Origin of the sequence: Modestobacter italicus (assembly GCF_000306785.1) — a bacterium.
Classification (GTDB): domain Bacteria; phylum Actinomycetota; class Actinomycetes; order Mycobacteriales; family Geodermatophilaceae; genus Modestobacter; species Modestobacter italicus.
The window spans coordinates 5,466,857-5,492,760 of sequence record NC_017955.1 but is presented as its reverse complement, the minus strand read 5'-3'; the positions used below and the strand labels follow the sequence as shown (position 1 = coordinate 5,492,760).

General features: G+C 74.6%; 22 protein-coding genes. 14 read left to right on the top strand and 8 right to left on the bottom strand.

The features are described from left to right. The first annotated feature begins 254 nt into the window (after nt 1-254). From MODMU_RS26145 to MODMU_RS26100, 10 genes are all read left to right on the top strand, one after another. Complete coding sequence (locus tag MODMU_RS26145) at nt 255-1,868, top strand: methyl-accepting chemotaxis protein (protein ID WP_014743444.1); 1,614 nt, start codon at nt 255-257, stop codon at nt 1,866-1,868. A gap of 153 nt (nt 1,869-2,021) precedes the next feature. Then, complete coding sequence (locus tag MODMU_RS26140; protein ID WP_014743443.1) at nt 2,022-2,936, top strand: hypothetical protein; 915 nt, start codon at nt 2,022-2,024, stop codon at nt 2,934-2,936. Nucleotides 2,937-3,035: 99 nt separating this feature from the next. Further along, nucleotides 3,036-4,148, top strand: a complete 1,113-nt coding sequence (locus MODMU_RS26135) for a protein-glutamate methylesterase/protein-glutamine glutaminase (RefSeq protein WP_014743442.1) — start codon at nt 3,036-3,038, stop codon at nt 4,146-4,148. After that, nucleotides 4,145-4,969, top strand: a complete 825-nt coding sequence (locus tag MODMU_RS26130) for a CheR family methyltransferase (RefSeq protein WP_014743441.1) — start codon at nt 4,145-4,147, stop codon at nt 4,967-4,969. Before MODMU_RS26135 ends, MODMU_RS26130 begins: the two co-directional genes overlap by 4 nt. A gap of 1 nt (nt 4,970) precedes the next feature. Next, nucleotides 4,971-5,354 (top strand): response regulator, encoded by a 384-nt coding sequence (locus tag MODMU_RS26125; protein ID WP_014743440.1) that lies wholly within the window; start codon nt 4,971-4,973, stop codon nt 5,352-5,354. After that, nucleotides 5,351-5,851, top strand: coding sequence for a chemotaxis protein CheX (locus MODMU_RS26120; RefSeq protein ID WP_014743439.1), 501 nt, complete (start codon nt 5,351-5,353; stop codon nt 5,849-5,851). The genes MODMU_RS26125 and MODMU_RS26120 overlap by 4 nt, the downstream gene beginning before the upstream one ends. After that, nucleotides 5,848-6,210, top strand: coding sequence for a response regulator (locus tag MODMU_RS26115; protein WP_014743438.1), 363 nt, complete (start codon nt 5,848-5,850; stop codon nt 6,208-6,210). The genes MODMU_RS26120 and MODMU_RS26115 overlap by 4 nt, the downstream gene beginning before the upstream one ends. Next, nucleotides 6,207-6,692, top strand: coding sequence for a hypothetical protein (locus tag MODMU_RS26110; protein WP_014743437.1), 486 nt, complete (start codon nt 6,207-6,209; stop codon nt 6,690-6,692). The genes MODMU_RS26115 and MODMU_RS26110 overlap by 4 nt, the downstream gene beginning before the upstream one ends. 117 nt (nt 6,693-6,809) lie before the next feature. Next, nucleotides 6,810-8,195 carry a C4-dicarboxylate transporter DctA gene (locus MODMU_RS26105; RefSeq protein WP_014743436.1) on the top strand — a complete coding sequence of 462 codons (1,386 nt, stop codon included), beginning with the start codon at nt 6,810-6,812 and terminating at the stop codon, nt 8,193-8,195. A 24-nt stretch (nt 8,196-8,219) separates the two neighbouring features. After that, a complete protein-coding gene (locus MODMU_RS26100; RefSeq protein ID WP_014743435.1) occupies nt 8,220-9,944 on the top strand; it encodes a SpoIIE family protein phosphatase in 1,725 nt (574 codons plus the stop codon). Here MODMU_RS26100 and MODMU_RS26095 read toward each other — a convergent pair. From MODMU_RS26095 to MODMU_RS26080, 4 genes are all read right to left on the bottom strand, one after another. Then, nucleotides 9,937-10,878, bottom strand: coding sequence for an alpha/beta fold hydrolase (locus MODMU_RS26095; RefSeq protein WP_014743434.1), 942 nt, complete (start codon nt 10,876-10,878; stop codon nt 9,937-9,939). The two genes, MODMU_RS26100 and MODMU_RS26095, sit on opposite strands and share 8 nt — an antisense overlap. Before the next feature lie 15 nt (nt 10,879-10,893). Continuing rightward, entirely contained in the window at nt 10,894-11,643 is a 750-nt protein-coding gene (locus tag MODMU_RS26090) for a ZIP family metal transporter (protein WP_014743433.1), read from the bottom strand. 14 nt (nt 11,644-11,657) lie between these two features. Then, nucleotides 11,658-12,848, bottom strand: a complete 1,191-nt coding sequence (locus MODMU_RS26085) for an ATP-binding protein (RefSeq protein WP_014743432.1) — start codon at nt 12,846-12,848, stop codon at nt 11,658-11,660. Between the two features lie 182 nt (nt 12,849-13,030). After that, nucleotides 13,031-13,750 (bottom strand): TVP38/TMEM64 family protein, encoded by a 720-nt coding sequence (locus tag MODMU_RS26080; protein WP_014743431.1) that lies wholly within the window; start codon nt 13,748-13,750, stop codon nt 13,031-13,033. 257 nt (nt 13,751-14,007) lie between these two features. Between MODMU_RS26080 and MODMU_RS26075 the strand changes: the two genes are divergently transcribed. The 3 genes from MODMU_RS26075 (at nt 14,008) to MODMU_RS26065 (ending at nt 19,910) form a co-directional block, all read left to right on the top strand. Next, complete coding sequence (locus MODMU_RS26075; protein ID WP_041797747.1) at nt 14,008-14,394, top strand: phage holin family protein; 387 nt, start codon at nt 14,008-14,010, stop codon at nt 14,392-14,394. 76 nt (nt 14,395-14,470) lie between these two features. After that, a complete protein-coding gene (locus MODMU_RS26070) occupies nt 14,471-19,390 on the top strand; it encodes an NAD-glutamate dehydrogenase (protein WP_014743429.1) in 4,920 nt (1,639 codons plus the stop codon). A gap of 67 nt (nt 19,391-19,457) precedes the next feature. After that, nucleotides 19,458-19,910, top strand: a complete 453-nt coding sequence (locus tag MODMU_RS26065) for a PGPGW domain-containing protein (RefSeq protein ID WP_014743428.1) — start codon at nt 19,458-19,460, stop codon at nt 19,908-19,910. A gap of 4 nt (nt 19,911-19,914) precedes the next feature. On the opposite strand, the gene MODMU_RS26060 is transcribed toward MODMU_RS26065, so the two are convergent. From MODMU_RS26060 to yaaA, 3 genes are read right to left on the bottom strand one after another with little or no spacing between them, the layout of a single operon-like run. Continuing rightward, the gene (locus MODMU_RS26060; protein WP_014743427.1) at nt 19,915-21,606 is read right to left on the bottom strand and encodes a glycoside hydrolase family 13 protein; all 1,692 of its coding nucleotides are present in this window, start codon (nt 21,604-21,606) and stop codon (nt 19,915-19,917) included. Nucleotides 21,607-21,619: 13 nt separating this feature from the next. Beyond that, nucleotides 21,620-23,035: an amidase gene (locus MODMU_RS26055; protein WP_014743426.1), complete on the bottom strand. Its 1,416-nt coding sequence runs from the start codon at nt 23,033-23,035 to the stop codon at nt 21,620-21,622. A 21-nt stretch (nt 23,036-23,056) separates the two neighbouring features. After that, nucleotides 23,057-23,818 carry a peroxide stress protein YaaA gene (yaaA, locus tag MODMU_RS26050; RefSeq protein WP_041795636.1) on the bottom strand — a complete coding sequence of 254 codons (762 nt, stop codon included), beginning with the start codon at nt 23,816-23,818 and terminating at the stop codon, nt 23,057-23,059. Between the two features lie 139 nt (nt 23,819-23,957). On the opposite strand from yaaA, the gene MODMU_RS26045 reads away from it, so the two are divergent. Next, a complete protein-coding gene (locus MODMU_RS26045; RefSeq protein ID WP_014743424.1) occupies nt 23,958-24,806 on the top strand; it encodes a PP2C family protein-serine/threonine phosphatase in 849 nt (282 codons plus the stop codon). A 4-nt stretch (nt 24,807-24,810) separates the two neighbouring features. Here the strand turns inward: MODMU_RS26045 and MODMU_RS26040 are convergent, their stop codons facing one another. Beyond that, the gene (locus MODMU_RS26040; RefSeq protein ID WP_014743423.1) at nt 24,811-25,902 is read right to left on the bottom strand and encodes an SPL family radical SAM protein; all 1,092 of its coding nucleotides are present in this window, start codon (nt 25,900-25,902) and stop codon (nt 24,811-24,813) included. Nucleotides 25,903-25,904 lie beyond the last annotated feature (2 nt).

Below are 25,904 nucleotides of genomic sequence, written 5' to 3'. Positions count from 1 at the left end.
TCCCCGGGCGGAGTGGCGGCCGCGGCGCATTCCGGGACGACTCAGAATGGTTGCAGTGACCATTTCCCGGGGATGTCGACAAAGCGGTGGGAGCGCCCGCTCACCGATGCTTCTCGGTCGTCGGTGAACTTCTGGTGAACCAATCCGGAGAGCTGCCGAGAATGGCCTCGACGACCATTCCGAGACTCACTCGGAACGGTTGTGCGCCGTCCGGCCGCCTCGGTCCACCCCCGCTCCCGACCTGGAGACCACCCATGTCCTCGCCGTCGTCCCCCGCCCCCCGCCGCGCCTGGTGGGGCGACCGCCCCGTGCGGACCAAGGTCCTCACCGCGGTCGCCACCGCCGCCGCCGTCGCGACGACGATCGGTGTCGTGGGCACCGTGGCCCTCGGCTCGGCGTCGGACACCACCCAGGGCCTCTACGACGAGAACATCGCCGGCGTCGTGTCGATCGACGCGATGATCGACGACGTCCAGACCCTGCGGGTGAGCTCGCGCAACGCGGTGCTGGCGGTGGACCCGGCCGCGACGCAGAAGGCCGTCGAGGCGATCGCCACCTCGCTGGAGCAGTACCAGACCCACGAGGACGCCTTCGCCGGCACCAGCCTGACCCCGGACCAGCAGGACGGTGTCGACCAGGCCGCGGCGCTGGTCGACGAGTGGGCGGCCTTCTCCGCCGGCACCCTCGTCCCGCTCGCGACGGCCGACGACGTCAACGGCTGGGTGCAGGCCAACAACTCCAACCTGCTGCTGACCCAGGCCACCGAGGTCCTCGGCCAGGTGCGGGAGGCCGAGACGGCGGCCGCCGGTGCCGCCGCCACCGCGGCGGTCGACTCCGCGACGCGGTCGCGCACGCTGATGCTCACCGTGCTGGTGGTCGGCGTGCTGGCGGCGCTCGGCGTCGGGTACGTCGTGGCCGCGGGGATCGCGCGGGGTGTGGGCCGGGTGAAGGTCGTCACCGACGCGCTGGCCGCCGGTGACCTGACCGCCAGGAGCGGGCTGCGCACCCGGGACGAGCTGGGGGTCATGGGCGCCTCGCTCGACGACGCCGTCACCACGCTCCGCGAGCTCATGGCCACCATCGCCGCCTCCGCGGAGGCCGTGGCCGCCTCCTCGGAGGAGCTGTCGGCCTCCTCCAGCCAGATCGCCGCCTCGGCCGAGGAGACCTCGGTGCAGTCCGGGGTCGTGTCCGCGGCCGCCGAGGAGGTGTCCCGCAGTGTGGGCACCGTCGCCGCGGGTGCGGAGGAGATGGGCGCCTCGATCCGGGAGATCAGCCAGAACGCGAACGAGGCGGCCAGGGTCGCCGCCCAGGCGGTCACCGAGGCGGAGGCCACCACCCGGACCATCACCGCGCTGGGCACCTCCTCCCAGGAGATCGGCGCCGTGGTCAAGGTCATCACCAGCATCGCTGAGCAGACCAACCTGCTCGCGCTGAACGCCACGATCGAGGCCGCCCGGGCCGGCGAGGCGGGCAAGGGCTTCGCGGTCGTGGCCAACGAGGTCAAGGAGCTGGCGCAGGAGACCGCGCGGGCGACGGAGGACATCGCCCGGCGGGTGGAGGCCATCCAGGGCGACACGACCCGCGCGGTCGAGGCGATCACCGGGATCTCGACGGTCATCGGGTCGATCAACGACTACCAGCTGACCATCGCCAGCGCGGTGGAGGAGCAGACGGCCACCACCAACGAGATGTCCCGGTCGGTGCAGGAGGCCGCGGGTGGGTCGACCGAGATCGCGGCCAACATCACCGGGGTCTCCACGGCGGCCGACAGCACCACCCAGGCGCTGAGCCAGAGCCGGCAGGCCGTGGACGAGCTGTCCCGGATGGCCAGCGACCTGCGCGGGAGCGTCGCCCGCTTCACCTTCTGAGTGACGTGTTTCGACGCAGTGTGATCGGGCACTGACGCACCGACAGCGCCACGCGGTCGCCGTCCTCTCGCTGTCCAGCGAGCGGGTGACGGCCGCGTGGCGTTCCGCGCAGGCGCCCCGCACGATCGACCGACCACCCACCCTGGAGGCGACGTGCCCTACTCCCTGGTCAGCGCAGCGACGCTCGGCTTCGACCTGGTCCGCCTGCCCGCGGGGGAGCGGGTGGCCGACGTCCTGCTGACCGGCCTGGGCGCCGACGCCCGCACCCTGCACCGGCTGGCCGGCGGGCACGCCGCGGCCGGGCGGCCCGCCGCCGAGCGCGCCGAGCTGGCCGTCCGCGCCCGCCGGGCCCACGAGCTGGCCGCCACCGGTGTCCCGCAGCTGCGGGACGTGGGCGACCCGGGGAGCGGCGCACCCGACCGGACCGCGCGGCTGGTCACCCTGCTCGAGCAGGGCACCATCGGCAACACCCCGGCCCTGGAGCGGCTGGTCCGGGACGACGTCCTGGGACCCGAGCACGCGGTGGTGGCCGACCTGGACCCGGCGGTGGCCGCGCTCGCCGCCGACGTGCTGGCCGACGCCGCGACCGGCTGGTGGGCCGCTGACGCGCTGCCCGACCCGGTGCGGCAGCAGCTCACCGGCCCGTACGCCACCGTCGCCGCGTGGGAGCCCCTCCCCCGGCCCGAGCTCGGCCCGGCCGCCCCGGCCCTGGCCGACCTGCTGGGCGACCTGCGGGCGCTGGACGACGCCGGCCGGCGCCGCTGGCGGCTCGCCGTCGACGCCACCCGGCTGCAGCGCCGGCCGTGGGCCGCGGCGATGCACGGGGCCTCGTGGGCCGCGCACGTCTCGGGCCGGACCCGGACGCTCGCCGCGGCGCAGCTGGTCGCGGTGTCCGCGTTCCGGGCGGCGGGCTTCACCACCCGGGACGGTGCCGAGGGCGTGTGGAACGCCCTGGCCGGCTGCGTGCAGGGGCTGGCGATGGGCGACCTGCTCGACGAGGAGTCGCTGGCCGTCCTCGGCGCCCCCTGGCAGATGGTGACGGGCAGGTCGCTCCCGCCCGTGGGGTGACGCCCGAGCTCCCGCGCAGTCGGGCTCAAGACCCCGGCGGCCGGTGCCGATAGAGGTGGGGAGCGGCCACCGGCCGGACCATCGGCTGCGGGGGAACGCGTGAACGAGATCAGGGTGATGGTGGTCGACGACTCGGTCGTCGTCCGCAAGATCGTCACCGACGTCCTCTCCGAGGACCCGATGATCACCGTCGTCGGGACGGCGCCGAACGGCCGGCTGGCCGTGGCCAAGCTCGAGCAGCTGAAGCCCGACCTGATCACGATGGACATCGAGATGCCGGAGATGAACGGCATCGAGGCGGTCCGCGCCATCCGCGCGACCCGCAACCGGGTGCCGATCATCATGTTCAGCACGCTGACCGAGCGCGGCGCCTCGGCGACCCTCGACGCCCTGTCGGCCGGCGCGAACGACTACGTCACCAAGCCGGCGAACGTCGGCAGCGTCGCGCAGTCGATGGAGAGCGTGCGCCAGCAGCTCACCCCGAAGATCAAGGCGCTCACCGGCCGACCGCTGACGGGGGGCCCCACGGCCGCCCCGGCGGCGGCGCCGGTCGCCGTCCGGCCGCCGGCGCCGCGCGCCCGCGCGCCCAAGGAGCCCGCCGTCCTGGTGATCGGCTCCTCGACCGGCGGACCCGAGGCGCTGACCAAGGTGCTGCCGCTGCTGCCGGCCTCGCTGCCGGTGCCGGTGCTGCTGGTGCAGCACATGCCCCCCGTCTTCACCCGCCAGTTCGCCCAGCGGCTGGACCGGCTCTGCGCGCTGACCGTGGTGGAGGCCGCCGACGGCACCCCGCTGCTGCCCGGCACCGTGCACATCGCCCCCGGCGACTTCCACCTGACCATCGGCAGCAGCGGTGCGGCCCGCCGGACGGCGCTGAACCAGGCGCCGCCGGAGAACTTCTGCCGGCCCGCCGTCGACGTGCTCTTCCGCTCCGCGGTGGCCGCCTACGACGGCGCCGTGCTGGGCGTCGTCCTCACCGGGATGGGCTCCGACGGCCGGGTCGGCGCGGGCCAGATCCGCGAGGCCGGCGGCAGTGTCATCGCCCAGGACCAGGCCACCTCGGTGGTCTGGGGCATGCCCGGCGCCGTCACCCAGGCCGGCTTCGCCGACGAGGTCGTGCCGCTGGGCCGGGTGGCCGAGGCCGTCCTGCGCCTGCTCCCCACCCCCCGACCCGCGGCCGCCTTCGCGGCCGCCCGAGCCGGAGGACTCCGATGACCCTCACCGCCACGAGCTTCGACTGGGTGCGCCAGCTGGTGCACCGCGAGAGCGCGATCGTCCTGCAACCGGGCAAGGAGTACCTGGTCGAGGCCCGGCTGCTGCCGATGGCCCAGCAGCGCGGCCTGTCCGGGGTCAGCGAGCTGGTCGAGAGCGTCCGCAGCCGCCCCGACGCGGCCACCACCCGGCGGATCGTCGAGGCGCTGACCACCAACGAGACGTCGTGGTTCCGCGACGGCGACCCGTTCACCGCGCTCACCGGCACGGTGCTGCCCCAGCTGGTGGCGGCCCGGCGCCCGGACGAGCGGCTGCAGATCTGGTCGGCGGCCTGCTCCAGCGGGCAGGAGGCCTACACGGTCGCGATGCTGCTGTCCGACGCGCTGCCGAACGCCGCCACCCGGGTGTCGATCACCGCGACCGACCTGTCCCGGCAGATGGTGGAGCGCACCCGTGCCGGCCGGTTCAGCCAGCTCGAGGTCAACCGCGGGCTGCCGGCCTCGATGCTCGTGCGGCACTTCACCCGGGCGGGCAACGAGTGGGAGATCGCCCCCGCCCTGCGCCGGATGATCACCGCCAGCGAGTGCAACCTCGCCGCACCGCTGCCCCGGATGGGCCCGTTCGACGTGGTCTACCTGCGCAACGTGCTCATCTACTTCGACCTGCCCACCAAGCAGGCGATCCTCGGCCGCGTCCGCCAGCTCATGCGCCCCGACGGGTGGCTGTTCCTGGGGGCCGCGGAGACGACGCTCGGCGTCGACGAGAACTGGGAGCGGGTCGTCCTCGGCCGCGGCTCCGCGTACCGCCCACGGAAGGGAGCCTGAGATGAGAGCTCTGGTGATCGACGACTCCCGTGCCATGAGGCGCATCGTCGGCACGATCCTCAAGGACTTCGGATACGAGGTGCGTGAGGCCGGCGACGGCCGTCAGGCCCTCGACGTGCTGGAGGAGGGCTGGACGCCCGACCTCTGCTGCATCGACTGGAACATGCCGGTGATGGACGGGCTGCAGTTCGTCTTCGCCGTCCGGGCCAACCCGGCGCACCGCCAGGTCACGCTGATGATGGTGACCACGGAGAGCGAGACGGGTCAGATCGTCAAGGCGCTGGCCGCCGGCGCCCACGAGTACCTGATCAAGCCCTTCACGGCCGACGCGCTGCGGGACAAGCTCGCGCTGCTCGGCCTGCTCCCCGAGCAGGTGACCGCGTGACCACCGCGCAGACGCAGGCGCAGCCCGTCTCGACCCTGCTGGACCCGGCGACGGTGCAGAGCATCGCCGACGAGGTCTGGCCCTCGCTGGTCGGTGACGGCGAGGCGTTCGTGCCCGTCCCGGTCGCCCCGCCGGCGGAGGTGGTCAGCGCCTGGGTGGACATCGTCGGGCCGTGGACCGGCTCCGTCGTCCTCACCTGCTCCCCCGCCACCGCCCGGGCGCTCACCGAGAACGTCCTGATGTCCCGCCCGCCCGCGGTCGTGGATGACGAGGACGTCGCCGACGCGCTGGGCGAGCTGGCCAACGTGCTCGGCGGCAACATCAAGAGCGTCCTGCCGGGTGAGTCCCGGCTGGGTCTCCCCCGGATCGGCACGGCCCCGCCGCGCGGCCGGCTGGACGACGTCTGTGCCCTCGTCGGTCAGTGGCGAGGGGACTTCCTGACCATCACCGTGCAGGGCACCGCCCCGCACCCGAGCGGAACTGAGGTGCCGCAGTGAAGATCCTGGTGACCGACGACAGCCGTGTCATGCGGCAGATCGTGATCCGCACCCTCCGGCAGGCGGGCTACGACGACCACGACATCATCCAGGCCGAGAACGGCCGGGAGGCGTTCGAGATGGTCGGCGCCGAGTCGCCCGACCTGGTCCTGTCGGACTGGAACATGCCCGAGATGAGCGGCATCGAGTGCCTCGAGGCGCTGCGTGCGTCGGGCTCGCAGGTGCCCTTCGGCTTCGTGACCTCCGAGGGCTCCCCGGAGATGCGGGCCAAGGCGGCCAACGCCGGCGCCATGTTCCTCATCGCCAAGCCGTTCAACGAGGACACCTTCAAGGAAGCCCTGGACGGGGTGATCTCGTGACCGCCGTCCTGCCGGCCGTGCTGCCGACGCCCAAGGACGTCCGCGACCTGCTGGAGAGCCTGTTCGGCAAGGACGTCACGGTCTCCCCGGGTGACCCGGTGTCGCTGAACGCGAAGGCGGCCGTGGCCGTCTACGTCGACCCGACGATGGCGACCACCGCGCTCTGCCTGCTCGACATCCGGCTGGCCGCCTGGCTGGCCGGCGCGCTGGCCCTGCTCCCCAAGGGCGGGCTGGAGGACGCGATCGACGAGGGCGAGCTCTACCCGATGCACCTCGAGGCGGTCTACGAGGTGGTGAACATCGCCGCGTCGATGTTCAACGGCGAGGGCATCAACCACTCGAAGCTGTACAAGCTGTACGCGCCGGGGGAGTCCGTCCCGGGGGACATCGCCGGCCTGGCCGCGGCGTTCAACCGGATCGACCTGAAGGTGGACGTGGCCGGCTACGGCTCCGGCGCCCTGTCGATCGTGATGGCCCACTAGAACCACCCAGCACCCCGGACGGGGGAGCGGGACCGCCTCCGGGCGGCCCTGCTCCCCCGTCCGTCGTCTGTGGGGGTCCTGTGGCCGGGCCGTGGCCGCCGCGCGAGGATCACCCCCATGGCCACCAGCAGCTCACCCCGGGACGACGGCGGGACCGACACCGGCACGCCGAGCCGCCGCCGCGACCGGACGCACCTCCTCTACCTGTCGGTCATCGCCGCCGTCGCGCTCGGGATCGTGGTGGGCCTGGTCTTCCCGGACTTCGCGGTCGGCCTCAAGTGGCTCGGTGACGCGTTCGTCGCGCTGATCAAGATGCTGATCTCGCCGGTCATCTTCTGCACGATCGTGCTGGGCATCGGCTCGATCCGGAAGGCCGCCCAGGTCGGCCGGGTCGGTGGCCTGGCGCTGGGCTACTTCGTCCTGATGTCCACCTTCGCGCTGGCCATCGGGCTGGTCGTCGGCAACCTGCTGCACCCCGGCGACGGGCTGCAGCTCACCGACGAGCTGCGCAGCCGGGGTGCCGACCTCGCCACCGAGGGCGAGGGGGAGGGCGGCACCACCGGGTTCATCCTGGGGCTCATCCCGACCACGCTGGTCTCCGCGCTGACCGAGGGCTCGGTGCTGCAGGCGCTGCTGATCGCCCTGCTGGTCGGGTTCGCGATCCAGTCGATGGGCGCGGCGGGGGAGCCCATCCTGCGCGGCGTCGGCCACTTCCAGCGGCTGGTCTTCCGGATCCTGGCGATGATCATGTGGGTGGCGCCGATCGGTGCGTTCGGTGCCATCGCCGCCGTCGTCGGGGCCACCGGCGTCGACGCGCTGAAGAGCCTCGCCGTCCTGATGCTCGGCTTCTACGCGACCTGCGTCATCTTCGTCTTCGGCGTGCTCGGCACGGTCCTGTGGGTCTTCGCCCGGGTCAACGTGTGGAAGCTGCTGAAGTACCTGGGCCGGGAGTTCCTGCTCATCGTCTCGACGTCGTCGTCGGAGACCGCGCTGCCCCGGCTGATCGCGAAGATGGAGCACGTCGGGGTCTCCAAGCCGGTGGCCGGCATCGTGGTGCCGACCGGCTACTCGTTCAACCTGGACGGGACGGCGATCTACCTGACGATGGCCTCGTTGTTCATCGCCGAGGCGCTCGGCGACCCGCTGTCGCTGGGCGAGCAGATCGGGCTGCTGGTCTTCATGATCATCGCCTCGAAGGGCGCGGCCGGGGTCACCGGGGCCGGGCTGGCCACGCTCGCCGGCGGGCTGTCCTCGCACCGGCCGGAGCTGCTCGACGGCGTCGGCCTGATCGTGGGCATCGACCGGTTCATGTCCGAGGCCCGGGCGGTCACCAACTTCTCCGGCAACGCCATCGCCACCGTGCTGATCGCCCACTGGACCAAGGAGCTCGACCGGGAGCAGCTCGACCAGGTGCTCGCCGGCAACCGCCCGTTCGACGAGGCGACGATGCTCGACGACGAGCACGCCGCGAAGGCCCCTGAGCCCGAGGTCGACCCCCGGTAGCCGGGCATACGGCACAGTGGTGCCGTGACCGGGGTGGGCGGGGCCGTGGCGGCCGACGTCCTGATGTCGGCGGTCGAGGGGATGGCCCGCCCGCTGTTCGTGCTGGACCAGCAGTGGCGGTTCAGCTACATCAACCCCGCCGGCGCGCGCCTGCTCGACCGGACCGTCGCGGAGCTCACCGGCGCGGTCGTGTGGGAGGAGTTCCCCGAGGCCGTCGGCAGCCCCTTCGAGCACCACTACCGGCGGGTCGCCGAGACCGGCCGCGCGGCCGGGTTCGAGGCCTGGTTCGGCCCGCTCGGCATCTGGTTCCAGGTCGACGCCTTCCGCACCGAGGCCGGCCTCGTCGTCACCTACGACGACGTCACGGCGCGGCGCGAGGTCGAGCGGACCCGCGAGGAGGCCGTCACCGCCCGCGAGCTGGCGGCCGGGGAGGCCGAGGCGGCCGCGACCGCCGCCGAGCTCGCCGGCCGCCACCTGATGCTGCTCGGCGACATCAGCCAGGCGATGACCAGCACCTCCGACACCGATGAGGCGGTGCAGCGCTTCGCCGAGCTGGTGGTCCCGCTGCTGGCCGACTGGTGCCTGGTGAGCGTGGTGGAGAACGGCCGGCGGCGGGACCTCGGCCGGGCGCACGCCGACCCGGCGATGGCCGCGGCGATGCACCGCTACGCCGACCTCCGCGCGACGACCAACCGGGCCAGCGCGCCCGTGCCCACCGCGCTGCGCGAGGGCCGGCCGGTGGTCATCCAGGCGCTCACCGACGAGCAGGTGGTCGCGATGACCACCCCGGCGGCCCGCGACGCGCTGGCGCCGCTGCAGCCGACCGCGGTCGCCACCTTCCCGCTCACCGCCCGCGGCGAGCCGTTCGGCGCGTTCACCCTGGTCACCGGGCCCGAGCGGGGCGCGTTCACCGACGCCGAGCTGCGCACCGCCGAGATCGCCTCCCGCCGGGCCGCCCTCGCCCTGGACAACGCCCGGCTGACCACCGCGCAGAGCCGGGTGGCCGAGCGGCTGCAGCGCAGCCTGCTCTCCCCGCCGGTCCAGCCGGACGACCTGCAGCTGGCGGTGCGCTACCGGCCCGCGGTGCAGGACGTGTCGATCGGCGGCGACTGGTACGACGCGTTCCTGCAGCCCGACGGGGCCACCGTGCTGGTCATCGGTGACGTGATGGGCCACGACCTCGAGGCCGCCGCGGTCATGGGCCAGCTCAAGACGCTGGTCCGGGCGATCGCCTACGACCGGCAGGACGCCCCGGCCGACGTCATGAGCCGGGTCGACCTGGCGGTCGTCGGCCTGGGCGTCGACACCCTGGCGACCGCGCTGGTGGCCCGGGTCGAGCAGGACGACGACGACCGGGTGGCCGGTCTGCGCCGGGTGCGGTGGGCCTCGGCCGGGCACCCGCTGCCGCTGCTGCTGCTGGCCGACGGTGAGGTCGTGGACCTGACCGGGCCGGTGGGCCCGCCGCTGGGCATCGGCTGGTCGGGCGCGCGCGCCGACGGGCTCACCGTCGTCCCGCCCGGCAGCACCCTGCTGCTGTTCACCGACGGGCTGTTCGAGCGCCGCACCGGCGACCTGGACCAGGGCCGGGAGCGGCTGCGCGCCGCCGTGCGGGCCCTGGCGGCGGAGCCGCTGGAGGAGCTGTGCGACGGGCTGCTCGCCGTGCTGCTGGCCGACGGCGCGGAGGACGACGTCGCGCTGCTCGCCGTCCGGGCGCACCCGATGGACGGCGGGCGGCCCGCGGTCAGCTGAGCGGGGTGCGGGCCGCTGCCGCCCGCACCGCCGCGGTGACGGCCGCGACGCCCTGCTCGGTCCACAGGATCGACCAGTGGTCGGTGTCCGGCACCTCGCGGGCGGTGACGTGGGCGTCGTGCAGGCCCATCCCGGCCAACCGCACCTCGTCGTAGAGACCGGGCACCTCGCCGGCCATGCCGCGGGTCGCCCAGAGCAGGGTCGCGGGCACCGGCAGGTCGGTCGTCGCCTCCAGCACCGCCTCGTTGCGCAGCATGTCGGCGCCGTCGACCCGGACCGCCTCGTGCACCACCGCGCTGTGCAGGTCGGGCTCGCTGCCGGTGAGGTCGCGCATCAGGAACTCCGCCACCGCCGGGTCGCCGACCCACGGGCCGACCGCCGGGTGCTCGCTCCAGAACGCGCGCACCGCCGGGAGCTCGGGGAAGGAGCGGTCCAGCCGCTCCAGCGACGAGCCGAGGAAGGCGGCGAGCATGTCGTCGGTGTCGGCCGCCGGCGGGACGGCGAAGGGGAGGCCGCCGTCGACGAGCACCAGCCCGTGCACCAGGTCGCGGGCCGAGCCGGCGGTGGCCAGCGCCGCGACGAAGCCGCCCATCGAGTGGCCGACCAGCACCGTGGCGTCGGCCCCGGCCTCGCCGTCGGCCCCGAACCGCTCCAGCAGCGCGGTGAGGTCGGCCGCGTGCGCGGACAGGCCGTAGGGCCCGGGCAGCCCCGCGCTGCGGGCCCGGCCGCGGAGGTCCGGGGCGACGACCTCGCACCCGCCGGCCAGCTCCGCGGCGACCTTGCCCCACACCATGGCGTTGCCGGTGATGCCGTGCACCAGCACGACGAGCGGGGCGCCGGGGGCGTCCGCGGCCCAGTAGAGGGCGGCCAGGTCACCGCCCTGCACCGGGACGCTGATCTCCTCGGGCGTGCGGACGTCGGCTGGGGTGCTCACCAGGACACCTTGCACCTAGGCCCGGTCGATCGCGAAGGCGACCAGGAAGCCGACCGTGGTGATCAGCCCGGTCCACGTCCGGGTGCGCTCGAAGGCCTCGGGGATCATCGTGTCGGCGATCATGGTGAGGATCGCGCCGGCGGCGACCGCGGTGATGACCGCGACGACCTCCGGCGGTGCACCCCCGAGGGAGACGTAGCCCAGCAGCGCCGCCGCGCCGCTGAGCACCGCGATCGTCGTCCACACCCCGAAGACGTAGCCGGCCGACCGGCCGCTGCGCTTCATGCCGGCCGCGCTGGACAGGCCCTCGGGGACGTTGGAGATGAACACCGCAGCCAGCACCGACAGGCTCACCGAGCCGCCGCTGAGCAACCCCACCCCGAGGACGACGGACTCCGGGATGCCGTCGAGCAGCGCCCCGACCGCGATGGCCGTGCCGCTGCCGGCCTGCTCGCTCTCGGAGGGCTGCTGGCCCCCGGAGCGCTTGCGGTGCCGGGCGCCGCGCGCGGCGAGCAGCGCGTTGGCCGCCAGGTAGGCGCTCGCGCCGCCGAGGAAGCCCACCGCGGTGGGCAGCAGCCCGCCGGTGTCGGCGGCCTCCTCCATCAGGTCGAAGGCGACGGCGGAGATGAGCACCCCGGAGCCGAAGGCCATGACCGAGGCCACCACCGCCGGCGGCACCCGCACGAACCAGGCGACCGCGGCCCCGATGACCAGCGCCGCGCCGCCGAGCAGCCCCCACAGCCCCGCCTCCAGCCAGACCGGCATCGCAGCTCCCGTCCTCAGTCGGTGGCGTGGCTGAGCAGGTAGCGGCCGAAGTGCGGCACGGTGAAGGCGATCTGGCCCCGCTCGGCCGAGTAGACCAGGCCCTTCTTGATCAGCGAGTCCCGGGCGGGGGAGAGCGAGGCCGGTTTGCGGCCCAGCGCCACCGCCACGTCGGAGGTGCCGACCGCGGCCCCGGTCGGCCCGCCCAGCTCGGCCATGGCGTGCATGTACTCCCGCTCGGCGGGGGTGGCCCGGTCGTAGCGGGAGCCGAAGAAGCCCACCGCCAGCTCGGCCTCCGCCGCGGGGGCGGCCATCGCGACGTCGGCGGCGGTGATGGGGGAGGAGGCGGCGACGTCCCAGGTCACCTTGCCGTAGGCCTGGACGAAGTAGGGGTAGCCGTCGGCGGCCGCGTAGAGCGCGTCCAGGGCGGCGGTGTCGAACTCGACGTCCTCGCGCTCGGCGGGGGCGAGCAGCGCCCGGTCGGCGGCGGCCCGGTCCAGCCGGTCGATCCGCAGGTAGCGGAAGAGCCGCTCGGAGTAGCTCTTCGAGGCGCTGAGCACGGCCGGCAGGTGGGGGAGGCCCGCCCCGACGACGATCAGCGGGGAGCCCTGCTGGGAGAGCTCGTGGCAGGCGGCGCAGATGGCCGAGACGTCGTCGGGCTGGACGTCCTGCATCTCGTCGATGAACAGCGCGACGCCCTTGCCGACGTCGGCGGCGAGCCCGGCCACGTCGCTGAGCAGCTCGACCAGGTCGATCTCCATGTCGCCGGAGTCCGCCCGGCCGGCGCTGGCCGGGACGTCGATGCCCGGCTGCCAGCGGTCGCGCACCTTGGCGTCGGCCGGGGCCTGGCGCTGGGCGAAGGCCTTGAGCGTGCCGAGCACGGCGTCGGTGGACTCCTGGTCGGGGTGCCGCAGCTCGCGCAGCGCCATGTGCAGCGCGGCCGACAGCGGCCGGCGCAGCGACTGGTCCGGCCGTGCCTCGATCTTCCCGGTGCCCCAGCCCCGGCTGATCGCCGCGGAGCGCAGCTGGTTGAGCAGCACGGTCTTGCCCACCCCGCGCAGCCCGGTGAGCACCAGCGAACGCTCCGGCCGGCCGCGGGCGATGCGCTCGAGGACGACGTCGAAGGCGGAGAGCTCGGTGTCCCGGCCGGCCAGCTCGGGCGGCCGCTGCCCGGCACCGGGGGCGTACGGGTTCCGCACGGGGTCCATGTCGTGCAGGTTATGCGGTCTTCTAGCGCTGGCGATAGACAGGCTTAGACCACGGCATGGAGCGGACGGTCGAGCCTCGTCTGGCCCTCTCTAGCGCGGGCGCTAGAGAGCCGCAGACGACGTCAGACCCCGCTGCGTCCTCGTCGACGAGGCTAGCAGAGTTCTCGAACACGTGTTCGACGTCAGTCGACGGGAACCGGGTCCTGCGCGCGGCGGCGGGCGTGCCACCGGTGCACCAGGAGGAGCGCGACGAGCGCCAGCACCAGCGGGACCAGGCTGAGCAGCAGGACCGGTCCGTCACCGGCCGCGCCGACCGTGGCCCCGATGGTCACGTGCAGCACCGTGCCCGGCACCAGCCCGACCGCCGACCCCAGCAGGTAGGCGCGCAGCGGGATGCCGGAGAGCCCGCCGGCGTAGCTGACCAGGGTGAACGGCGTGATCGGGATGAGCCGGCCCATCAGCACGGCGACCGCACCCCGGTGGGCCAGCAGCTCGTCGGCGCGGGCCAGCCGCGGCCCGGCCAGCCGGGTGACCGTCTCGCGGCCCAGCGAGCGGGCCAGCGCGAACCCGACCAGCGCGCCGAGCACCCCGCTGGTCAGCGCCAGGGCGAGGCCGCCCCAGAACCCGGCGAGCACCCCGCAGAGCACCGAGAGCGCGGTGCGCGGCACCGGGGCGAGGGTGGCCAGTGCGAGCCCGAGCACCAGCGCCACCCAGCCCGCCGTACCGAGGGAGTCCAGCCAGCCGCGGAGCGCGGCCACGCTGGGGACGTCGACCAGCAGCGCCACCACTCCACCGGCGACCAGCAGGACGACGAACAGGGCGGTCCGGGCGAGGGCAGCCCGGGGGAGCCGGCGGAGCCCGCCGCGCAGGCCACGGCGTTCCGCGATCTCCGGGCTGGCCACCCGCCCAGTGTGCACAAGGCGGCGGCCGCACCCGGGCAGCGCAGCGCCCCGCCGGGCTGTGATCCCGACGGGGCGCGCGATGGCCGGTCCGTCAGCCGCCTCTCGGCGAGTGGTCGCTCGCAGCGACGAAGGGGTGGAGCCCGGGGGTCTGTCCGGACCGGCACCGAGTAGAAGCAGCGGGACGGGGGAGTTGTTCCCGTCAGCCGGTCCCGGACGACGTCCAGGTGATCGTGATCAACGGGCGCTACCGTGCCGTCATGGCCGCGATCGGGAAGTTCGTCGTACGCGTCGTCGTGCTGGCCGTGATCATCTACGCGGTCACCCGGCTGGTCGACGGCATCAGCGTCGACACCGCCGGGGGGCGCTACGGCGAGGCGGGCACCTACCTGTGGGTGGCGCTGCTGTTCGCGCTGGTGAACTCGATCATCGGCCCGGTGCTGCGGCTGCTGTCGCTGCCGTTCGTGGTGCTCACCCTCGGCCTGTTCCTGCTGGTGGTCAACGCGGCGCTGCTGGGCATCACCGCCGCGCTCTCCGACCGGTTCAGCGTCGACGGCATCGTCCCGGCGGTCCTCGGCGGCTTCCTCATCGCGGTGTTCAGCTGGATCGCGGAGCTGCTGCTGCCGCTGAGGGTCCGCGCCGGCTGAGCCGTCCCGCGGCGCGGCGCACGCCCGGGCCCGAAGTACGTGCGGGAGGGCCCGCCGGGAACTAGCGTCGGCGGGCATGGTGGGCAGCGACACACTCTCGGACCTCGCACCGGAACGCCCCGCCGACTCCCCCGTCGACATGGCCTCGCTGGAGGCCGCGCAGGACGAGAAGCGCCGGCTGCTGGACACCGCCGCGGGCGCCGCGGCCGGGCTGATCAGCGAGCAGGAGACGCTGCCGGCCGGCGTCGGCACCGAGGACGGCGCCGCGCTGATGCGCCGCTTCTACGCCGGTGAGCCCGCCGCCGAGGTCGTCGGTCACGCGCCGGAGGAGCTCGCCGCGCTCGCGCTGGACCACCTCCGGCTGGCCGGCCGCCGGCTGCCCGGCACCCCGGTCGTCGACGTGCACCGCGGCGAGCGCGGCCGGGCGGTGCTGCGCGTGGTCGTCGACGACATGCCGTTCCTGGTCGACTCGGTCACCGCCGAGGTCGTCCGGCAGGGCATCGTCGCCGAGCACGTCGTCCACCCGATCGTCGTCGTCCGCCGGAACCCGGCGGGGGAGCTGATCGCCTTCTGCGACAGCGCGGACGCCGCCGCCTGCGGCGCCGACGCGCTCGCCGAGTCCTGGATGGCCGTGGTGCTGGCCGGCACGGTCGACGACGAGGCCGCCGAGGACCTGGTCGCCGGGCTGGGCACCGTGCTGGCCGACGTCCGCCGCTCGCACGAGGACGCCGACGCGCTGGCCGCCCGCGCGCACGCCATCGCCGACGCGCTGGACCGGGCCCCGGCCGACGACGACCCGACCGGCAACGCCGCCGACGACCCGGCCGAGGCCGCCGCGCTGCTGCGCTGGCTGACCACGGGCAACTTCCTCTTCCTCGGCGCGCGCACCGTCGAGCTGGTCGGCGACGCCGGCGCCCCGCCGCTGGTGGTGGAGGGCTCCGAGCTCGGGCTGCTCCGCGACGCGCCGGGCCGGACCACCTCGGTCGCGCCGGCCGCGCTCGCCGCGCCGGGCGCCGTGGGCCGCCGCCGGGTGCTGGTCACCAAGGGCGACGCGCGCTCCACCGTGCAGCGCCCGGCCTGGGTGGACCTGGTCGTCGTCGAGATGCCCGGCGAGCTCCCCGGCAGCCGCGGCCGCCAGCACCTGCTGGTCGGGCTCTTCCCGAACGAGGCGTACACCAGCAGCGTCCGCGACGTCCCGCTGGTGCGGCGGGTGGTCGAGGCGGTGCTCGAGCGGTCCGGGGTGCCGGCCGACAGTCACTCGGGCAAGGAGCTGCTCGACGTCCTGGAGACCTACCCGCGCGACGAGCTGCTGCAGGTCGACGTCGACGAGCTGCTGCCGGTGGCGCTGGCCGTGCTGCACCTGCGGGAGCGCCGGCAGACCCGGCTGTTCCTGCGGCGCGACCCGTTCGGCCGGTTCTTCTCCGCGCTGGTCTACCTGCCCCGCGACCGCTACACGACCCAGGTGCGGCTGACCATGCAGCGGTTGCTGCTGGAGCAGCTCGGCGGCACCAACGTCGAGTTCACCGTCCGCTCCAGCGAGTCGGTGCTCTCCCGGCTGCACTTCGTGGTCCGGGTGCCGGTCAGCCGGCGCGGTTCCGCGACGCTCCCGGACGTCGACGTCCCGGCGCTGGAGGCGACACTGGCCGCCGCCGCCCGCAGCTGGACCGACGACCTCGCCGACGCCCTCGCCGCCCGGCACGGCGACGACGCCGCCCGGATGCTGGCCCGGGTCGCGGACGCCTTCCCGGCGGCCTACCAGGAGGACTTCCCGGCCCAGGTGGCCGTCGAGGACCTGGCCCGGCTGGACCAGCTGGCCCCCGGCGGGATGGACCTGCGGCTGTGGGCGACCTCGGCCGGCCCGGAGGGTGAGCGCCGGCTGACCGTCTACCGGGTGGGGGAGCGGCTGCTGCTGTCCGACGTGCTGCCGGTGTTGCAGCACATGGGCGTCGACGTCCTCGACGAGCGGCCCTACGAGATCGACCGGATCGGCGCCCCGATGGCGTGGGTCTACGACTTCGGGCTCGCCTCGCCGACCGGGGAGGTGCCCTTCGCCGGCAGCCTGCCCGAGCGGTTCACCGACACCATCGCGGCGGTCTGGGCCCGCCGGGCCGAGGACGACGCGCTGAACTCGCTGGTCCTGCTCGCCGGGCTGTCCTGGCGGCAGGTCGCGGTGCTGCGCGCCTACGTGCAGTGGCTGCGCCAGGGCGGGCTGCCGTTCGGGCAGGCCTACGTCGAGCAGACGCTCGCCGCCCACCCGGGCATCGTCGCCCGGCTGGTCGCGCTGTTCGAGACCCGGTTCCACCCCGACCGCTCGGCCGGCCGCGAGTCGCGCACCACGGCCCTGGTCGCGTCGCTGCTCGAGGCCATCGGCTCGGTGGAGTCGCTGGACGCCGACCGGGTGCTGACCTCGCTGCTGGCCGCGGTGCAGGCCACGCTGCGGACCACCGCCTACACCGCCGGGGTGTTCACCGGCGCGGCACCGCTGGCGCTCAAGCTGGACCCGCACGGCGTCCCCGACCTGCCCGAGCCCCGCCCGGCGCGCGAGGTGTGGGTGAGCTCGCCGCGGGTGATGGGCGTGCACCTGCGCTTCGGCGCCGTCGCCCGCGGCGGGCTGCGCTGGAGCGACCGGCGGGAGGACCTGCGCACCGAGGTGCTCGGGCTGGTCAAGGCGCAGACGGTGAAGAACACCGTCATCGTGCCCACCGGCGCCAAGGGCGGTTTCGTCGTGCTGGACCCCGCGGACGACGGCAGGGCCTGCTACAAGCTGTTCATCGGCGCGCTGCTCTCGCTCACCGACAACATGGTGGACGGCGCCGTCGTCCCGCCCGAGCGGGTCGTGCGGCACGACGGCGACGACACCTACCTGGTCGTGGCGGCGGACAAGGGGACGGCGACCTTCTCCGACCTGGCCAACTCGGTGGCGATCGAGCGCGGCTTCTGGCTGGGCGACGCGTTCGCCTCCGGCGGCTCGGTGGGCTACGACCACAAGGCGATGGGCATCACCGCCCGCGGCGCCTGGGAGTCGGTGACCCGGCACTTCCGCGAGCTGGGCGTGGACGTGCAGAGCCAGGAGATCACCGTCGTCGGCATCGGCGACATGTCCGGCGACGTCTTCGGCAACGGGATGCTGCTGTCGGAGCACCTGCAGCTGGTGGCGGCCTTCGACCACCGGCACGTCTTCATCGACCCGACGCCGGACGCCGCTGTCTCGTTCGCCGAGCGGCGCCGGCTGTTCGAGCTGCCCCGCTCGTCGTGGGCGGACTACGACCGCGCGCTGATCAGCGCCGGCGGCGGGGTGTGGCCGCGGACGGCGAAGTCGGTGCCGGTCTCCGAGCCGATGCGCACCGCGCTGGGCCTGCAGGACGACCTGGAGGCGCTCAGCCCGGCCGAGCTGGTGCGGGCGGTGCTGCTGGCCCCGGTCGACCTGCTGTTCAACGGCGGGATCGGCACCTACGTGAAGGCCGCGTCGGAGAGCGCCCTCGACGTCGGGGACAAGGCCAACGACGCGGTGCGGGTCGACGGCGAGCAGCTGCGCGTGCGGGTGGTCGGCGAGGGCGGCAACCTGGGCCTGACCCAGCGCGGCCGGGTCGAGTACGCGCTGGCCGGCGGCCGGGTGAACACCGACGCCATCGACAACTCGGCGGGCGTGGACACCTCCGACCACGAGGTCAACATCAAGATCGCGCTGAACCGGGTCGTCGACGAGGGGCGGCTGGACCCCACCGGGCGGGCCCGGCTGCTGGCCGAGATGGCCGACGAGGTCGCCGCCGACGTCCTCACCGACAACTACGCGCAGAACGCCACGCTGGCCACCGAGTCCACGGCCGCGCGCGGGCTGCTCGACGCCCACCAGCGGTACCTGCGCGCGCTGGAGCGGACCGGCCGGCTGGACCGCGCGGTGGAGGCGCTGCCCGACGACCGGGCGCTGGCCGAGCGGCGGCGGGACGGCCAGGCGCTGACCAACCCGGAGCTCGCCGTGCTGCTGGCCTACGCCAAGATCGAGGTCGGCGACGCGGTGCTGCACTCGGGCCTGCCCGACGACCCGGCGCTGGCCGAGCTGCTCTCGGACTACTTCCCCGGCCCGCTGCGCCGCCGGTTCCCCACCGCGCTGACCAGCCACCCGCTGAGCCGGGAGATCGTCGCGACCGCGCTGACCAACCGGACGGTGAACGTCGCCGGGGTGACCGGGGTGTTCCGGCTGGCCGAGGAGACCGGCGCGCCGGTGGCCGCGGTGGTCCGGGCGCACGCGGTGGCCCGCGCGGTGTTCGACGTCGACCGGCTGTGGGACGCCCCGCGGGAGCTGGACAACCGGGTGCCGGCGACCACCCAGGTGCACCTGCGCACCGAGGCGACCCGGCTGGCCGAGCGGGCCACCCGCTGGCTGCTGGGGGTGCCGGAGCTGACCGCGGAGCCCGCCGCCACGCTGGGGGCGGTGGCCGCGCGCTTCGCCGCACCGGTGGCTGCGGTCCGCGCGGGGCTGCCGGGCTGGCTGCTCGGGGCCGACGCCGAGGCCTACGCCGACCGGGCCGCGGCGCTGCGGGCCTCCGGGGTGCCGCCGGAGCTGGCCGCGGAGGTCGCCGCGGCGCCGCTGCTGCCGACCGCGCTGGACCTGGCCGTGGTCGCCGAGCGGACGGCGGCGCCGATCGCGCTGGCCGGGCAGGTCTCGCAGTGCCTGGCCGAGCGGCTGGACCTGGTGCCGCTGCGCGAGCTGGTGATCGGGCTGCCGCGGGACCGCCGGTGGCCGTCGATGGCCCGGGCCACCCTGCGCGACGACCTGGCGACCGAGCAGGCCCGGCTGACCGCCGACGTGCTCGGCCTGCGCGGCTCCGACGACGACCCGGCCGGTGCGCTGGTCGCCCGGTGGGTCGACGCCTGGGACGTGACCCAGCAGCGGTCGGCGGCCCAGCTGGCCGAGCTGGCCGGGGGTGACCGGCACGAGCTGGCCGAGCTGGTGGTCGCCGTCCGCACGCTCCGGGGGCTGCACAGCCGCTCCTGACGGGCGTGTGAGCGACCGGACCGCCCGGTCTCGCATGGTCCGGCGTCCGGCGGGGCACAACTGGTCCATGAAGACCGTCGTGATCGCCGTCCTCGGCGGCCTGCTCACCCTGGCCGGCATCGCAGCGCTGGTGCTGCCCGGGCCGGGTTTCGTGCTCGTCGCAGCGGGGCTCGCCGTGCTGGCCACCCGGTTCAGCTGGGCGAAGAAGCCGCTGGACTACGCCCGGGACAAGGCCGAGCAGGGCATCGAGGAGGTCGGCAAGAGCCCGATCCGGGCCCTCGGTGCCACGCTGGCGGCCCTGGCGCTCGTCGTCGTGGGCGTGCTGGCCCTCGCCGGGGTGGACCTGCCGTTCGTCAACGCGTTGAGCGCCGTCGTGCTGATCCTGTCCGGGCTGTTCCTGATCGGGACCATCGTGTTCGCCCGCAAGCAGGAGAAGACCGTGGCGGAGATCGCGCACCGCCCGGCCGGTGAGCCGCAGGGCGGCGGCGCCTACCGGGCCGCCACCCCGCGCAACGACTGAGCGGTCAGCGCAGCCGCAGCACCCGGGCGTCCCAGCCGGCCAGCGCGACCGGGTCGGGGTCAGCGAGGTTGCCCAGCACCAGCTCGGCGCCGACCGCTTGCGGGAGCAGCTCGTCCAGGCGGTACGGCGTCCCGCTGACGTTGCAGACCACCAGCAGCGTCTCGCCGTCCAGCGCGCGGGTGAAGGCGTACACGTCGTCGTGGTCGGGGAGTAGCATGGTGAAGTCGCCCAGCTGTACGGTCCAGGAGGCGTGCCGCAGCGCGATCAGCGCCCGGTGGTGCGCCAGGACCGACCGCGGGTCGTCCCGCTGCGCGGCGGCGTTCCACTCGACGTGGTCCGGGTTCACCGCGATCCACGGCGTCCCGGTGGTGAAGCCGGCGTGTTCGGTGGCGTCCCACTGCACCGGCGTGCGCGCGTTGTCCCGGCTGACCGGCCGGATCGCCGCCAGCACCGAGTCCGGGTCCGCGCCGGCCGCGACGGCCTGGGCGTGGTGGTTGAGCGACTCCACGTCGCGCAGGTCGGCCAGCGTCGCGAACGGGGCGTTGGCCATGCCCAGCTCCTCGCCCTGGTAGACGTAGGGCGTCCCGCGGTGCAGGTGCAGCAGGGTGGCCAGGCAGGTCGCGGAGTCCCGGCGGTGCGCCGGGCGGTCGTCGCCGAAGCGGGAGACCGCGCGCGGTTGGTCGTGGTTGTCCCAGTACAGGGAGTTCCAGCCGACGTCGGCCAGGCCGGCCTGCCACCGGCCGAAGGACGCCTTCAGGTCCCGCAGCCGCAGCGGCCGGGAGTGCCACTTGTCGCCGTCGAAGTCCAGCCCGACGTGCTCGAACTGGAACACCATGTCCACCTCGGCGCGGGCCGGGTCGGTGAACAGCCGGGCCTGCTCGACGGTGACGCCGGGCATCTCGCCCACGGTGAGCAGCCGGTCGGGGCGGCCGGCGAAGACCTCGCGGTGCATCTCCTGCAGGTACTCGTGGATGCGCGGCCCGCACAGGTAGGACGCCGAGCCGTCGCCGTACGGGCTGCCGGGCAGCGGCGGCCCGTCGGGCAGCCCGACGTCCTTGCTGATCATGTTGATGACGTCCATCCGGAAGCCGTCGACCCCGCGGTCGAGCCACCAGCGCATCATCGCGTGGACCGCCTGCCGGACCTCCGGGTTCTCCCAGTTGAGGTCCGGCTGCTCGCGGGCGAACAGGTGCAGGAAGTACTCGCCGCTGGGCTCGTCGAGCTCCCAGGTCGGGCCGGAGAAGAACGAGTGCCAGTTGGTCGGCTCGGCGCCGGGCTCGCCGGCCGTCATGCCCGCGCGCGGCGGGCGCCACCAGTACCAGTCCCGCTTCGGGTCGGTGGTGCTGGACCGGCTCTCGACGAACCACGGGTGCTGGTCGCTGGTGTGGTTGACCACCAGGTCCATCACCAGCTTGATCCCGCGGTCGTGCAGCTCCGCCAGCAGCGCGTCGAACTCCTCGAGCGTGCCGAACACCGGGTCGATCGCCTGGTAGTCGCTGATGTCGTAGCCGTTGTCGGCCTGCGGCGAGGCGTACACCGGCGAGAGCCAGACGACGTCGACGCCGAGGTCGGTCAGGTGGTCCAGTCGCTGCCGGATGCCGCCGAGGTCACCGACCCCGTCGCCGTCGGAGTCCATGAACGACCGCGGGTACACCTGGTAGACGACGGCGCTGGTCCACCACGGCGGTTCTCCCACGCCGCCGATCCTCTCAGTGCAGCTCGGGACGCCGCTCGCCGAACCGGGTGGCCTGCTCGAAGGCGTGGCCGACCTCCAGCACGGTGCGGTCCGCCCGCGGCGCGGCGACCACCTGCAGGCCGACCGGCAGCCCGTCGGGGGTGAACCCGCCGGGCACCGACAGCGCCGGGCAGCCGGTCGCCGAGACCAGCGTGCAGGAGCGCATCCAGCCCAGGTAGTCGTCGAACTCGACCCCGCCCGCCGACGTGGGGTACTCGACCTCCACCGGGAACGGCAGCACCTGGGTGGTCGGCGCGAGCAGCACGTCGTAGCGCTCGAAGAACGCGACCACCTGCTCGTACAGCCGGGTGTGGGCGGCCTCGGCCCGGCCGACGTCGGCGCCGGTGAGCTCGGCGCCCCGGGCGGCGTTCCACCGGATGGTCTCCTTGACCTGGTCGGGGTGCCGGCGGACCAGGTCGCCGTAGCTCGCCTCGAACAGCCAGGCGCGCAGCACGCCGAACGCCTCGTCGGCGCCGGTGAGGTCCGGGCAGTCCGCCTCCACGGTGGCGCCCAGGTCGGTGAACGCGCCCAGGGACGCCTCCAGGACGGCGGTGACGGCCGGGTCGACCGGCACCCGGCCGCCCAGGTCCGGCGCCCAGGCGACCCGCAGGCCGGTCAGCTCGGTGGGCAGCGGCGCGGCGAGGGACGTGCCGGGGGACTCCAGCGAGATCGGCACCCGCGGGTCGGGGCCGGCGAGGGCGGAGAGCGCGAGCGCCACGTCGCCGACGGTGCGCGCCATCGGGCCCTGCACCGACAGCTGGGACCAGCCGATCGTGGTCGGGTGGCTGGGCACCCGGCCCGGGGTCGGGCGCAGGCCCACGACGTTGCAGAACGCCGCCGGGTTGCGCAGCGAGCCGCCCATGTCGCTGCCCTCGGCGATCGGCACCAGCCCCGCGGCCAGCGCGGCGGCCGCACCGCCCGACGAGCCGCCGGCGGACAGCCCGTGCCGGTAGGGGTTGTGGGTGGCGCCGAACAGGGTGTTGAAGGTGTGCGAGCCGGCGGCGAACTCCGGCACGTTGGTCTTGCCTACCCGGATCGCCCCGGCGGCCCGCAACCGGGCCACGACCAGCTCGTCCTGCTCGGGCACGGTGTCCGCGTGCAGCGGCGAGCCCCACGTCGTCCGCATGCCGCCGGTGGCGTGGGTGTCCTTGTGCGCGACCGGCAGGCCGTGCAGCGGACCGATCGGCTCGCCGGCCGCGAGCCGCGCGTCGGCGGCGTCGGCGGCCGCCCGTGCGCCGTCGGCGTCCAGCGTGACGATCGCGTTGAGCGCCGGGTTGAGCCGCTCGATCCGGTCCAGGTGCGCGTCCACCAGCTCGCGCGCCGAGACCTCCCGGGCGCGCAGCAGCGCGGCCAGCTCGGTGGCCGGACGGGTGCACAGGTCGTCGTCCATGCCCGCACGGTAGCGGTTGTCTTAGCGCTGAGGAACCGCTGCGGCAGGGACGACGAGGGTCAGTTCCGTGCCGCCGGTGTGTTCCACGTGGAACCCGGCGCGGCGGAGCAGGGCCCGCAGCCGGACGACGGAGTCCGGCTCGCCGGTGGTGGTCACCAGCACCCGGGCCAGGCGTCCCTTGTGCGCCTTGTTGAAGTGGCTGACCACGGCCCGCGTCCCGTCCGGCCGCTCGCTGAGCACCTGCACGGTGACCGCGCCGGGCACCGGCGCGAGCTCCGCGTAGGCCCCGGACCGCAGGTCGACGACCAGGTCGTCGATGCCGGCCAGCACGTCGGTGAGCACCGGCTTCCACAGCGACCGCAGCGTCGGCAGCCCGGGCAGCGAGCTGCCCGCCGACAGCCGGTAGGCCGGGACGGCGTCGTCGGCGCGGAGCACGCCGAACAGGGCCGAGCCGACCGCCAGCCGCTGGTCGGCCCGGCGGCGCTGGGCCCGGGTGAGCGACCGCACGTCCAGGGCGTCGTAGAGGACGCCGGTGTAGCGCTCGATCGCCGGCATGGTCGGGCTCTGCCGCAGCGCGGCGTTGCGGGCGATCTCGTCGTCCTGCGCGGGGGAGAGGCCGAGCGCGGCGCGGGCCGCCGGCACGTCCTGGGCCAGCGTCACCACCGCGTCGACCAGCTGCTCCCTGAGCGGGGTCAGCTCCGGCGCGCGGAGGGCGGCCAGGTCGAGCGGGGCGCCGGCGCCGCCGGGGTGCTTGGTCTCCGAGGGGGGCAGCAGGACGAGCACGACAGGCCACGGTACGTGTTCCTCATCCGTCCCACCCGGCACGTCGAGGGACCGTTCGGACACACTGCGCAGCCGCGTCATCTACCGTCCCCTGGATCGGTGCGCACGGCGTCGACGGGCAGGCCGGGAGGTGGGAGCGGTGCTGGTGCTGGATGGGGCAGCCGTCTCCACCCGCGGGCCGCGCCCGGACAACCAGGACTCGGCGGTCACCGGACCGCTGCTGATCGCCATCGCCGACGGGGTCGGCGGCAACGTCGGCGGTGCCGTGGCGTCGTCCCTGGTGGTCAGCTGGATGGCCCCGCTGGCCTCCGGCAGCGCCGGCGAGGGCGCCGACGACCCGGTGCGGGTGGTGGCCAGCGCGAACGAGCGGATCCGGGCGGCCTACACCGAGCGGCCGCGGCTGCGCACGATGGCCACCACGCTCACCGCCATGCACGTCGACGCCGAGGGGATCGTGCTGCTGCACATCGGCGACTCCCGCGGGTTCGTGCTCGCCGGCGACGAGCTGACCCAGGTGAGCACCGACCACACGCTGGTCCAGGCGCTCATCGACGCCGGCTCGCTCACCCCCGCCGAGGCGCGGGTGCACCCGCAGCGCTCCGCGGTCTACGCGGCGATGCACGGTGCCGACGACGACGTGGCCGCCCTCGACGTGATCCGGCTCGACGCCCGCCCCGGCGACCGGCTGATGGTCTGCTCCGACGGGCTGTCCGACGTCGTCCCGCCCAGCACGATCCGCGACCTGCTGGCCTCCGGCAGCCCCGCGCAGGCGGCTGTCGCGCTGCGCGACGCCGCGCTGGCCGGACCGCCCACCGACAACATCACCGTGGTGGTCGCCGACGTCCGCGAACCGGTGGCCGGTGAGCCGGCGGCCCGGCTGCTGACCGTGGGCGCGGCCGGCGAGCTGCGCGAGGAGACGGCGGAGGCGCTGGAGGCCGTCTGGCCCGGGCCGGTGCCGGTCGGCCTGGTCCAGCACCGCCCGCGCTAGGGCCTCAGGTCCAGTACAGCAGCCGGGCCTCGGGCAGCCGCTCGGCGATGGCGGCGGTGAACCAGCCGCGCAGCTCGGACATCGTCTCCTTGGGGTAGACGTGCTTGACCGAGCCGAACTTGCCGCGCTTGGTGGTGCGCACCTCGGGGTCCATCTCCAGCTTGGTGCGCGGGTACCAGTCGGTCAGCGTCTCCTTGCTGCCCGGCGTGAACCGGTGGGTGATGCACTCGACGGTCAGGTCGGTGCCCGCGGGTAGAGCGGCGGCGACGGAGTCGAGCAGCTCGCCGTACTCCTCGCGCCAGCCCTCGCCCGGCATGATCGGGGCGATGGTCAGCCCGACCGGGTAGCCGGCGGCGGCCACCGCGGCCAGGGCGGCGACCCGCTGCGGGACCGGTGAGGTGGCGCCCTCCAACCGGCGGGCGACCGCGGCGGCGTTGACCGAGAAGCGCAGCCGGGTGCGGCCGGCGTGCGGCAGGTCGAGCAGCCCGGCGACGTCGTCGAACTTGGTGGTCGCCCGCAGCTGCACCGGGCCGGGCCACGCGTGCGTGCCGAAGAACTCGATCGCCCGCGCCAGGCCGCCGGTGAGGTGCTCGAGCGCCAGCGGGTCGGTGTAGCAGGAGGCCTCGAACGTCGTCCCCTCGTCGCCGCGGGCGGCGGTGCCGGAGGTGACGGCGCCGTGCCCGACGTAGCCGTCGAGGGCGGTCAGCTGCTCGTCGAGGTCGGCGAACACCCGGGTGATCGGCGGACCGCTGAGCGAGCCGGCCAGGTAGCAGTACTGGCAGTGCGCGGGGCAGCCCTCGGCCAGGTCGAACCGCCAGTCCGCCGACGGCGGGATCGGCTGCAGCCGGCGCTTGGACGCCGGCGGGACGACGACGGCGAGGGTCTGCTTGGCCGCCATGAACGCGGCCCGGTCACCGTTGCCGCGCAGGTTGGGCAGCCGGTCGCCGCCGAGCAGCTCGACGTCGGAGACGCCCGCCGCCTCCAGCCGGGCGAGGATGCGCTGCCCGTGCGGGCGCTCTGCGGCGGAGCGGGTGACGAGGACGCGGGACGGCATCCAGAGGCGGGTCGGAGCGGGGGCGGCGAGCGCGGTGGTCATCG